This window comes from Snodgrassella sp. W6238H11 (assembly GCF_016100525.1).
In the GTDB taxonomy this organism is placed as follows: domain Bacteria; phylum Pseudomonadota; class Gammaproteobacteria; order Burkholderiales; family Neisseriaceae; genus Snodgrassella; species Snodgrassella alvi.
Map to the genome: position 1 here is coordinate 1 of NZ_JACFSH010000013.1, position 10,581 is coordinate 10,581.

A 10,581-nucleotide genomic window follows, 5' to 3' on the forward strand; every position below is an offset into this window, starting at 1 on the left:
TGGAACAAGCAAGAAAAATAACGGAAGAATGGTTAGAAATATATAACACAGAAAGACCGCATGAAGCATTAAATAATATGACACCCATTGAATATAGAAATATGAAACAAATAGCATGATTTTCTACTTGGTTTGTGTGCTAACAATGGGGTATTTACAATTCCACTAATAGAGTCAGATAATTTATCATTATCAATTGTGAATAATAATGTTAAATTTTCACCTAATGGATTTTGGGGCCACTGGCCATCAATAAATGCTCCTCCACCAAATTTGATACCACTATTTTCATTTGATGAAGGTATAAGTTCATATACTTGTTGCATGATATCTCCATTAACATTTGCTAATTTTTTTATAAAATCTCTCTGATTTTTTTCTCAGTATACCAATTTTCTCTTCTATTATATCATTTAATGTGTGGAGTATTACTATACCATCCTCTTGACTCATATGCTGTTCATATCCTTTAGGATATATAGCTACCCCATCAGACCTTCTATTTTGTGTATGTGCTTTATAACGATTCATATTTCCATGAACTTCGTTTAAGAAGGCTTTAGCATCAGTACTCGATTGAACTTTTACTTGCAATTTTTTATTACCCAATAATGCTTGCTTTGCATTTTTTTCTGATTTTAGTACTTGTAATCATACTAATTATATAAATATATTATTTTCTTACATAGATATCTTGAAATTGCTTTATTTTTTCTTTACACGAAGAAGTATTTTTATAAGTACTTAAATAAGCTTTATTTAATCTACTATATCCATGTTCATCCAGTGTATCTGTTTGCCAATAACAAACTGGGCATATTTCAAAAATAGATTCATCAAAATTTTCGTATACGATGTATCTACATGAGATACAAGAAATACCAGTAATTTCACTATCTGGATGATCAATTATTTTTATATCATTACCGGTAATTTCTTTAATTTTACTTTCTAAGTATTTGTTTCTAATTAAAGGAGAGATTTGATAGGAATACAAAATTTCTTTATTAAATATTTGCTTCTTAGACAACTCTGCAGATTCTTCATCGATTAATCCATCTTCATATAATGTAATTGTTCTATCTTTTAAATTTAAAGTAAATAAAGAGTTATAATTTAAAAAATTTACTACTTCACTATGAAGAAATTCTATACACATTATTTTTCTCGCGCTAAGTTAATTGCATCTTGGAATGGATCTATACTTCGCTTATCATCTATATAATAAGTTCGAATCTCTCTTTGTTTTATATGACCTACAAACATTTCACCAGTACTTTTATCATATTTAATTACATAATTACCAACTTGTATTTCCTGCATTGTCGAAGTTAAAGGTTTGCCTGCAAATTCTTTAGCTTTTATTAGATATTCATTTTGAGTAATATTGCCAAACTCGTGTCCATGCTTCTCAAAATGTGTTTGTAATCCTTTTTTACCTGTTGATGGATTTTTTCTTGGATTAAAACCTTTCCAATTTATAGAATCGGCAATACCACAACTCCACCCCCATGGATCAATCCACATCAGCGCATTCGGCGCATATTGATAAAGATTGTATCCGCCGGCTAATCCAATCGGGTCAGGCTGGGTAAAGCGGCCCGTATCCGGATCATAGTACCTGAAAGTATTGTAGTGCAGTCCGGTTTCTCTGTCTAAATACTGTCCCTGATACCTTAGGTTCTGTTGTATCTCTCTATGGGCAATCTCCTGTATCGGTTTGCCCCACAGCTGGTATGAGCATTCCCACACAATTTCACCGGCTTCATCCGTCAGTTCCTCCGGCATGCCGTTCAGGTCGGTATGGAAGTAGTAGATGTGTTGTTCCTGATTACCGTTTCTGTCTATCCGTGCCAGCGGTTCATAGCTGTCTTCGTCAGTATACAGATACAGGCTCTGCCGTTTGTCTGCGCTGCTTTCCTGAATCATCTGCAGCCCGTCCCACAGGAAGCGGGTACGGTTGTAGGGTTGGCCTTCGCGGTCTATCTGATGTTTTTCGATACGCCGGCCAAGGGCGTCGTAGACGTAGCCGTAACGCTGACTGCGGCCGTTTGCTCAATGCGTACTTCGCTCAGGCGGTGTTCAGCATCGTAGTGGTAGTGCTGGGTTGTGCCGATGGTCTGTTTGGTTTGTTATTTAATTTAAATTTTTCTATGCTCTCTAAGAGTCGAATCATTATAAAGCTATAACTATATGATATATTATTAATATAATATATAGTATAATTCATAAAATCATAATATCCCTGAGATGTTAAAGTAAAAAATAAAAGCATATTTCTAAAATATCTTGTTTACCTATAAGAATTTCTTTATTTTATTCAAAAAACATATAATTGATATATAACTAGTTATAGACATCAATCTCTTCTAGCCATATCCGCAATTAACTCATCTATTAATAAAACTTATATTCCATTTTCATCGTATTTAATAATAAAATCACCGCTTTTATTAGATTTTTACCCCTTTATAAACATAAATAGGTTGCATTGTCCCTCTTTCGCCATTTTCTCCAAGACAAAAGGTAAAATCTTTATTAACAAAATAGATAGCAGGAAATAAACCATCATTTCTATTTTCTAGATATGATAAAAAGTTTTTCAAAGAAGATAAAAATAAGTACATATTTTTTCCTTTTCCATCGACTAATACATAACCCTGTATATTTTTATCTGTATCAAGATTAGTAATATCAATCGCTCCTTTGGGCGCTATATATTGATTCCATAAAGGACCATGAGTCTTCATATCTTTTTTAATAAAAGGTTTTCTGAAAGTATGAATAATAACTTTTCTAATTTCTATTGCTTTATCGTACTCAATGTTTGTACCAAAAAAATGAGTATATGTCGAAAATAATAGGTCCATAAATTAATTCCATATATCATAAAATACATGTCCGTCTGCCCCTTGTTTAGTCTGCCAGTCATACCATTTTATGTGTTGAAGATCATTATCAAATGGGACTGTAGATTCTGGAGGTCTATGATATTCATAGCCACGGTTTCCAGTTTTGGTTTGAGGTTTATTATGTGGAAAGCCTTTACCAAAAGCCTCTTCAATTAGCTGTCGAGCATCGCGCTGATTTGGAACACGTATATTGTGAATGTTATTGCCATCATTATCAGTTGCATGTCCTCTAGCCATCCTTAATTTTTCTACTGCTTTTTGCCATGCTTTTGTTCCTGGTTTTGTTACAGGCAATTGAGACGCTTTTCGGGGTTTTACAACACCACAACTCCATCCCCACGGATCGACCCAAGTCAACCCATTAGGCGCATACTGATACAGATTAAACCCACCCAGCAACCCAATCGGGTCTGGCTGGGTAAATCTACCTATATCCGGATCATAATACCTGAACGTATTGTAATGTAAGCCAGTTTCTCTGTCTAAATATTGTCCCTGATATCTGAGGTTTTGCTCTATGGGTTCGTGTTCGATTTCATGAATCCGCTTTCCCCATAACTGAAAGCTACATTCCCACAGTATTTTACCGTTTGCATCGGTAAGTTCTTCCGGACAGCCATTCAGGTCGGTGTGGAAGTAGTAGATGTGTTGTTCTTGGTTGCCGTCTGTGTCTATCCGCGCCAGTGGTTCGTAGCTGTTCTGATCTGTATAGATATACAGGCTGGTGGAGTGATTCGAGCCGGTTTCCTGAATCATTCTTAAGTCGTCCCACAGGAAGCGGGTACGGTTGTAGGGTTGGCCTTCGCGGTCTATCTGATGTTTTCCATACTCTGGTCAAGTACACTTTTTCAGCACCTGTATAAATCGCATAATGCTGCAAAATTATTTATAATGTTGAACACATTTAATGAATTTTAATCTCCAGTTATCCTTAATTTCTTTATTTTCCTTTTATCTAGATTAATTATTAATTTATCAAGTTCATTCCTCTTAGTTTTAATCCTTTCTCTAATTTCAACCAATTCAGACAAAAAGCTATTGGAACACTTAGAATTAAAATTAATATCTACTTTATAGTAATCTTTTATTTTTTTTAACTCTTTAAAACTACTCCAGCGGGTTGATGAGCTAAATATTTCAGAATGTAGTTCTTCACTCATAACAAAATTATTATTATCTCCATTCTCAAAAATTACTAATATATCCAATCCCATAATTACCTCTGCTTTGAAAAAATTAAAATATCTGTTACTTTCATATCTTTAAATACTTCTTGTGGAAAGGCAGTAACTAAATCACCATTAGACTCCACTACAACTCTAGCTTTATTTAAGTTGGTACCTTCGGGAGTGACGCCTACTATTTTATTAGGCATTGTTTTTTCATATATAAATCGGTCACCATCTTTGATTATTCTATCTGGTTTCCCAAAAACATTTCTTACAGTACTTTTCATTTCAGCATTATTCAAAGTCCATTTACTTTTATGCTCCCAACCAATTTTATTTCCAACATGTCTATTTTTTACATGTTTGACACCAGCTTTCGTTAAATTAATTTTATTGGGAGTACAACTCCAACCCCACGGATCAATCCAAGTCAACCCATTAGGCGCATACTGATACAGATTAAACCCACCCAGCAGCCCAATCGGGTCTGGCTGGGTAAAGCGTTCTATATCCGGATCATAGTACCTGAAAGTATTGTAATGTAAGCCGGTTTCCTGAATCATTCTTAAGCCGTCCCACAGGAAGCGGGTACGGTTGTAGGGTTGGCCTTCGCGGTCTATCTGATGTTTTTCGATACGCCGGCCAAGGGCGTCGTAGACATAGCCGTAACGCCGGCTGCGGCCTGTTTGCTCAATGCGTACTTCGCTCAGGCGGTGTTCAGCATCGTAGTGGTAGTGCTGGGTTGTGCCGATGGTCTGTTTGGTCTGAGTTCTGCCGTGCTCGTCGTAGCGGTAGTGGTGTCCTCTGAAATGCAGGAGCTGGTTACAGCGAATCAGGTTGTGATTGCTGTAGTCTTCTCGGTATTTGCTTTCAAGCAGGTTGGCAGCGGCATCATATTGCAGGGTTTCCCAGTATCTCTGATTGCGACAGCCTTCGATTCTGCCGGTGTGATCATAGCGGTAATCGGTCTGGCCGTGTTTGCTGTGTTTTTTTACTGAATACTCTGTCTAGATTTGTACTACAATTTACTCTTATGAATAGACTTTAATTAGTAATTAAAATCAAATGACTGAAAAAATACTTTTGTAATTTTTTCAGTCATTTAATAACGAATCAATGTCTTCTTTAAGTTAACAAATATTGTACTAATTTTGATTGCTTTAACCTAGGTAATAAATTACACGCTAAATTAATAGATTAATAACTAAAATTTAGCTTTACATATTTAAAGAGGTTAATAATATAATTTTCATTAAAAATCCATGAACGCATCATTTTCGTAGTAAAACATAAAAGACTTGAATAAATCTTCTAATGATGCATTATCTAATTGCTGTTTAGCATAATCAATAACATCTTCAATACTAGCACCATCTAAAGTCTCTATCCAACTATCATTTTTAACTTGCTTTGGTAGGTATTCATCCGAATCTGGAGGAAAATCCCAACTATCCAATGAAAAAACACCTAGTGTATCGAGGTTCCAAGTAGTTTTATCTGGAGGAAGATAAAACCAAGTTTGAGGGATTTTATCAGGATTAGAGAGCACTTCTCGAATTGATATCAGTTTCATATTTTTTCTCACTTGTAGTAGTCTTTATTTAATCTGACATTTAGTGTATTTTAAACCAATAATGGAGTGTCAGTAATGAATCAATCTGCAAAAATAATTAAACCAAAATTAGGACTTTTAGAACTCGCTAAACAGTTAGGTAACGTTCAGCAAGCCTGTAAAGTCTTGGGATATAGTCGCGACAGCTATTATCGCTTCAAAAAACTCTATGAACAGGGTGGAGAATTAGCTCTTCAGGAAATAAGTCGCAAAAAACCTATAGAGAAAAATCGCGTAGAGCCTCATATTGAGCAGGCTGTCGTTAATATGGCTTATGAATTTCCTGCTTATGGGCAACATCGGGTAGCTAATCAGCTACGTCTGCAAGGAATAATGGTCTCTGGTAGCGGCTACGTTCAATCTGGTTACGCCACGATTTAGAAAGCTTCAAAAAAAGGCTGATCGCTCTGGAAACAAAAGTAGCTCAGGAAGGGCTTGTGTTAACAGAAAGCCAGCTACAAGCTTTAGAGAAAGCGAAAGCAGCGCGAGAGGTACAAGGTGAAATTGAGACCCAGCATCCTGGTTACTTATGCGCACAAGATACATATTATGTTGGTCATATTAAAGGGATTGGGAAAATATACCAACAAACGTTTATTGATACCTATTCAAGACTGGCATTTGCTAAAGTATATACGGAGAAAAACAGTTTAGTTGCTGCGGATATGCTCAATGATAAAGTGATACCATTTTTTGATAATGAGCAGGTAGCGCTTTTACGAATTCTGACGGATAGAGGAAGTGAGTATAACGGTCATAAAGAGCGTCATGCATACGAACTGTATCTGAATTTGGAGGATATAGAGCATACGAAAACAAAAGCTTACAGTCCGCAAAAGAATGGTATCTGTGAGCGGTTCCATAAGACGATGAAGACCGAATGTTATGATGTTATGTTTAGACGTAAAATATATACAGAACTGAAAGAGATACAACAAGATATTGAGCTTTGGCTAGAGTTTTACAATCGGGAAAGAGCACATTCAGGGAAATACTGTTATGGTAAGACACCTTGGCAAACTTGGGTAGAGACAAAAGGACTGGCTAAAGAAAAGCAGCTAGAGAATTTATTTTACTCATCAGACAGTCATTGTGTTAGAACGAATGCCGATGAGTAGGTAGTATTTGTCAGATTAAGTTTGAGCTAGTACACATAAGTATAAATAGTCATAGAACTTCAACTGTACCAACTAGTTTAGGTCCTTCATAAATATTCATCATAAATCCTTTCTTAAGTAAAAAGCTTGGTGCATCTTCCATTAAAAAATAGGCTTCTCCTAAACCTATTCTTTGAGTGGATTCTACTAGCTCGTAACTTTTAACATTTAATACTAATGACCAAGATGAAATATCGCCATTTTTACCTTCCATTGGTTTAGTAATAACATAGTATTTTATATTTAGGGGAAGAGTTTTTTTTCCACCTTGTTGTATAGGGGTCCAATAAATTTTGACATTAACTCTGCAATTTTCCATTTTGTTTCTCCTCGTTAACATTTTGGTTGATGTATATATTTACTCCATTTAGGCTTTATTTTAGCCTTATTAAGGACTACATTATCAATAAATCTAGCTTTTCCTATACCATCTAATCGAGGATTTTTATAGGCTGCATCTGCTATATTATCAGGAACGCTAACCTGAACGACACGGAAATCACCACCATGTCCCATTTTTTCACCCCATGTAACAGCATCTTTATAGGACTCAGCAAACCATTTTCCTTCTAAGGTGCTTGGAGGTGATGTCCACTTTCCAGTTTTCATTAATTCATCGTATTCTGCAAGATTCATACCTCTATATAAGAGCATTAAACCAAGTGGATCAATCCAAGTTAACCCATTAGGCGCATACTGATACAGATTCAAACCGCCCAGCAACCCAATCGGGTCTGGCTAAGTAAATCTACCTATATCCGGATCATAGTACCTGAAAGTATTGTAATGTAAGCCAGTTTCTCTGTCTAAATATTGTCCCTGATATCTGAGGTTTTGCTCTATGGGTTCGTGCTCAATTTCATGAATCCGCTTTCCCCATAACTGAAAGCTACATTCCCACAGTATTTTACCGTTTGCATCGGTAAGTTCTTCCGGACAGCCATTCAGGTCGGTGTGGAAATAGCGGATATGTTGTTCTTGATTGCCGTCTGTGACTATACGTGCCAGTGGTTCATAGCTGTTCTGGTCGGTATAGATATACAGGCTGGTGGGGTGATTCGAGCCGGTTTCCTGAATCATTCTTAAGCCGTCCCACAGGAAGCGGGTACGGTTGTAGGGTTGGCCTTCGCGGTCTATCTGATGTTTTTCGATACGCCGGCCAAGGGCGTCGTAGACGTAGCCGTAACGCTGACTGCGGCCTGTTTGTTCGATGCGTACTTCGCTCAGGCGGTGGTCGGCGTCGTAGTGGTAGTGCTGGGTAGCACCGATGGTCTGTTTGGTTTGGGCTCTGCCGTGCTCGTCATAGCTGTAGTGGTGCCCTCTGAAATGCAGTAGCTGGTTACAGCGAATCAGGTTGTAGTTGTATTCTTCTGTCCCTCTTCGGTCTAGAAAATATGTAAAAAAATAAATTTAAAAATATCAAGAAGATTTTTAGTATCACTTCTACTTTTATTTTACATTTCTTTTAAAAAAAATATCTGAATATGAGCTTAAATCATCTTTATTTCTACCAATTGGATATTTTTTTCCTAATTTAAGTAGCCAATCACTAAATTTTTCTAAAAAAAATTTATTATTATTATTAACTTCAAATATTGCAGAATCAGAATAAGACTCAACTAATAAATCTAATATTTCCAAAAAATCTTTGTCATTTTTTAATATTTCCTCAACTTTAAGTAATTGAAGAGACTTTATTATATCTATTATTTGAGATAGTGTTAAAATGGTTGGGCCATTTTTTATGTCATTTAATATTTTTCGAATCATTGCTATTTACCTAAAAATTAAAATGGAGAATTTATTAATGGAATATGTGACTGGTTCATTTGCACATCATCTCTTCCTCTACTATTCACTTTTGTTCCATTAAATAATGTATTGGTTTGTGCCGAATGAGCCCCACCAGTAGGACGTGTCGTAATTGAAGCTGTGGGGTCTTTTGCAGCATTTGAACTCGGATATCTAGCTACAGCATTAGGGTTTGTACCATGTCCATGTACTGAATATGTAATTCCATTGGAGTTTGTTTGATATTTAAAACCTCCTGATGGGAATTGTGATGAAGACATCCACTGATTAGAAATACCACCTTGGTTAGCCCATTTAGTAACGTCATTATATTTAATCTGACCATTATGAACTAATTCTGACGGATCAGTCGGACGTTTGTTAAAACGTCCTGTTTCATTATTACGCCAACGATTCGACTTACTATCAAAACTACAGCTCAAACCAAGTGGATCAATCCAAGTAAACCCATTAGGCGCATACTGATACAGATTAAACCCACCCAGCAACCCAATCGGGTCTGGCTGGGTAAATCTACCTATATCCGGATCATAATACCTGAACGTATTGTAATGTAAGCCAGTTTCTCTGTCTAAATATTGTCCCTGATATCTGAGGTTTTGCTCTATGGGTTCGTGTTCGATTTCATGAATCCGCTTTCCCCATAACTGAAAGCTACATTCCCACAGTATTTTACCGTTTGCATCGGTCAGTTCCTCCGGCATGCCGTTCAGGTCGGTATGGAAGTAGTAGATTTGTTGTTCCTGATTACCGGTCCGGTCTATCCGCGCCAGCGGTTCATAGCTGCCTTCGTCAGTATACAGATACAGGCTCTGCCGTTTGTCTGCGCTGCTTTCCTGAATCATCTGCATCCTGTCCCACAGGAAGGTGGTGCGGTTGCATGGCTTGCCGTCTTGGTCCAGCCGGTGTTTTTCAATCCGCCGGCCGAATGCATCGTAGACGTAGCCATAACGTTCAGTATGGTTCAGCTGTTCGATACGCACTTCGGTCAGGCGGTGTTCGGCATCGTAATGGTAATACTGGGTACCGCTGACGGTTTGTTTGCTGCAGGTATGTCCGTGAGTATTGTACTGATATTTATATCTTAATAATTATAATTTTTTAACTGAATACTCAATTTTTAATCTCCATCTGCTAGTATTACTTCATCTTGAGAAACTGCTTCTTTCAAATAAGCTAATAATTTTTTTATTTCATTGTCTTTATTATTTGATAAATAATTAATTAGGATTTTTTGATGGTCAGGATAAACTTTTGTTGTACCATAAGGATCAATAAAAATTCCAGTTTTTTTTTCTAAATAGAAAAGTGCATCATTTAACAATTCAATACTTTTGTCGCTTAAAAGTAACGATGGTTTACTTCCATCAGTATCAGATAAATATGAAAAATTTAACATTATATTAACCCTATTCATTGGTTGGATAAGATGTAATTATTTTATCTTTTTTGGGATCATAAATAACAATATGCCCTTTTTCTCCCCTTGTACCTATTACACGATCATAGTCCTTTTCATAACGAATTCTTCCACCACGTTGTTGAATAACTCTATCTGGATTTTTCATAGTTCTATTTTCTAGCTTACGATATTGATTAGGTTTTTTATATTTACTTTTAGATTGGAAATAATTTTTTTCCTTTGAATTATATTTACTTTTACCAATTTTGTTATGTCGCCTTATATGACGATTTGGTACATGTTTAGTACGTTTAGGTGTACAACTACGGCGCAATCCCCATGGATCAATCCACATTAGCGGATTAGGCGCATATTGATAAAGATTAAAGCCACCGGCTAACCCAATCGGGTCAGGCTGGGTAAAGCGTCCTATATCCGGATCGTAGTACCTGAAAGTATTGTAGTGCAGTCCGGTTTCTCTGTCTAAATACTGTCCCTGATACCTCAGGTTCTGTTG

19 protein-coding genes and 2 pseudogenes are annotated in these 10,581 nt (G+C 36.4%); 4 read left to right on the forward strand and 17 right to left on the reverse strand.

The window, feature by feature from the left end; genetic code table 11:
- Positions 1 to 119, forward strand: a 119-nt coding sequence (locus H3V00_RS11095) for an integrase core domain-containing protein (RefSeq protein WP_144340592.1), incomplete at its 5' end; no start/stop codon positions are given.
- Here the strand turns inward: H3V00_RS11095 and H3V00_RS11100 are convergent.
- The 8 genes from H3V00_RS11100 to H3V00_RS11135 all read right to left on the reverse strand — a co-directional run bounded on the left by H3V00_RS11100 (position 69) and on the right by H3V00_RS11135 (position 4,791).
- Positions 69 to 326 carry a hypothetical protein gene (locus tag H3V00_RS11100; protein ID WP_198208131.1) on the reverse strand — a complete coding sequence of 86 codons (258 nt, stop codon included), beginning with the start codon at positions 324 to 326 and terminating at the stop codon, positions 69 to 71. The two genes, H3V00_RS11095 and H3V00_RS11100, sit on opposite strands and share 51 nt — an antisense overlap.
- 10 nt (positions 327 to 336) lie before the next feature.
- Positions 337 to 609, reverse strand: coding sequence for a hypothetical protein (locus H3V00_RS11105; protein ID WP_025330842.1), 273 nt, complete (start codon positions 607 to 609; stop codon positions 337 to 339).
- Positions 610 to 673: 64 nt separating this feature from the next.
- The gene (locus tag H3V00_RS11110) at positions 674 to 1,159 is read right to left on the reverse strand and encodes a CPCC family cysteine-rich protein (protein ID WP_025330843.1); all 486 of its coding nucleotides are present in this window, start codon (positions 1,157 to 1,159) and stop codon (positions 674 to 676) included.
- On the reverse strand, positions 1,159 to 1,929 hold the full coding sequence (locus H3V00_RS11115; protein WP_198208109.1) for an RHS repeat-associated core domain-containing protein: 771 nt from the start codon (positions 1,927 to 1,929) through the stop codon (positions 1,159 to 1,161). The genes H3V00_RS11110 and H3V00_RS11115 overlap by 1 nt, the downstream gene beginning before the upstream one ends.
- Positions 1,930 to 2,453: 524 nt before the next feature.
- Positions 2,454 to 2,870, reverse strand: a complete 417-nt coding sequence (locus H3V00_RS11120) for a hypothetical protein (protein ID WP_198208111.1) — start codon at positions 2,868 to 2,870, stop codon at positions 2,454 to 2,456.
- A 3-nt stretch (positions 2,871 to 2,873) separates the two neighbouring features.
- Entirely contained in the window at positions 2,874 to 3,668 is a 795-nt protein-coding gene (locus H3V00_RS11125; protein ID WP_025330845.1) for an RHS repeat domain-containing protein, read from the reverse strand.
- A gap of 158 nt (positions 3,669 to 3,826) precedes the next feature.
- On the reverse strand, positions 3,827 to 4,126 hold the full coding sequence (locus tag H3V00_RS11130) for a hypothetical protein (RefSeq protein ID WP_025315290.1): 300 nt from the start codon (positions 4,124 to 4,126) through the stop codon (positions 3,827 to 3,829).
- Between the two features lie 2 nt (positions 4,127 to 4,128).
- Entirely contained in the window at positions 4,129 to 4,791 is a 663-nt protein-coding gene (locus H3V00_RS11135; protein WP_232335996.1) for an RHS repeat-associated core domain-containing protein, read from the reverse strand.
- On the opposite strand from H3V00_RS11135, the gene H3V00_RS11515 reads away from it, so the two are divergent.
- Positions 4,684 to 5,079, forward strand: a complete 396-nt coding sequence (locus tag H3V00_RS11515) for a hypothetical protein (RefSeq protein ID WP_232335995.1) — start codon at positions 4,684 to 4,686, stop codon at positions 5,077 to 5,079. The genes H3V00_RS11135 and H3V00_RS11515 overlap by 108 nt on opposite strands.
- A gap of 254 nt (positions 5,080 to 5,333) precedes the next feature.
- Here H3V00_RS11515 and H3V00_RS11140 read toward each other — a convergent pair whose 3' ends face one another.
- Entirely contained in the window at positions 5,334 to 5,654 is a 321-nt protein-coding gene (locus H3V00_RS11140; protein WP_025330848.1) for a hypothetical protein, read from the reverse strand.
- Between the two features lie 75 nt (positions 5,655 to 5,729).
- Here H3V00_RS11140 and H3V00_RS11145 point away from each other — a divergent pair.
- Positions 5,730 to 6,811 (forward strand): annotated as a pseudogene (locus tag H3V00_RS11145) (IS481 family transposase).
- 49 nt (positions 6,812 to 6,860) lie between these two features.
- On the opposite strand, the gene H3V00_RS11150 reads toward H3V00_RS11145, so the two are convergent.
- Genes H3V00_RS11150 through H3V00_RS11160 form a run of 3 tightly spaced genes read right to left on the reverse strand, consistent with a single transcriptional unit; the run spans position 6,861 to position 7,930 of the window.
- Positions 6,861 to 7,169, reverse strand: a complete 309-nt coding sequence (locus tag H3V00_RS11150) for a hypothetical protein (protein WP_198208113.1) — start codon at positions 7,167 to 7,169, stop codon at positions 6,861 to 6,863.
- A gap of 14 nt (positions 7,170 to 7,183) precedes the next feature.
- Positions 7,184 to 7,573: a hypothetical protein gene (locus H3V00_RS11605; RefSeq protein WP_198208115.1), complete on the reverse strand. Its 390-nt coding sequence runs from the start codon at positions 7,571 to 7,573 to the stop codon at positions 7,184 to 7,186.
- 15 nt (positions 7,574 to 7,588) lie between these two features.
- Complete coding sequence (locus H3V00_RS11160; protein WP_198208117.1) at positions 7,589 to 7,930, reverse strand: RHS repeat domain-containing protein; 342 nt, start codon at positions 7,928 to 7,930, stop codon at positions 7,589 to 7,591.
- A gap of 39 nt (positions 7,931 to 7,969) precedes the next feature.
- On the opposite strand from H3V00_RS11160, the gene H3V00_RS11165 reads away from it, so the two are divergent.
- On the forward strand, positions 7,970 to 8,185 hold the full coding sequence (locus H3V00_RS11165; protein ID WP_198208119.1) for a hypothetical protein: 216 nt from the start codon (positions 7,970 to 7,972) through the stop codon (positions 8,183 to 8,185).
- 114 nt (positions 8,186 to 8,299) lie between these two features.
- Here H3V00_RS11165 and H3V00_RS11170 read toward each other — a convergent pair whose 3' ends face one another.
- From H3V00_RS11170 to H3V00_RS11185, 5 genes and pseudogenes are all read right to left on the reverse strand, one after another.
- Positions 8,300 to 8,620, reverse strand: a complete 321-nt coding sequence (locus tag H3V00_RS11170) for a hypothetical protein (protein ID WP_198208121.1) — start codon at positions 8,618 to 8,620, stop codon at positions 8,300 to 8,302.
- Between the two features lie 17 nt (positions 8,621 to 8,637).
- Positions 8,638 to 9,513 carry an RHS repeat-associated core domain-containing protein gene (locus tag H3V00_RS11175; protein WP_370570108.1) on the reverse strand — a complete coding sequence of 292 codons (876 nt, stop codon included), beginning with the start codon at positions 9,511 to 9,513 and terminating at the stop codon, positions 8,638 to 8,640.
- A gap of 57 nt (positions 9,514 to 9,570) precedes the next feature.
- Positions 9,571 to 9,660, reverse strand: a pseudogene (locus H3V00_RS11590) (hypothetical protein); the annotation flags it as partial.
- A gap of 122 nt (positions 9,661 to 9,782) precedes the next feature.
- On the reverse strand, positions 9,783 to 10,061 hold the full coding sequence (locus tag H3V00_RS11180) for a hypothetical protein (protein ID WP_198208125.1): 279 nt from the start codon (positions 10,059 to 10,061) through the stop codon (positions 9,783 to 9,785).
- A 10-nt stretch (positions 10,062 to 10,071) separates the two neighbouring features.
- Positions 10,072 to 10,581 (reverse strand): RHS repeat-associated core domain-containing protein (locus tag H3V00_RS11185; protein ID WP_198208127.1); only part of this gene is annotated, 510 nt, incomplete at its 5' end.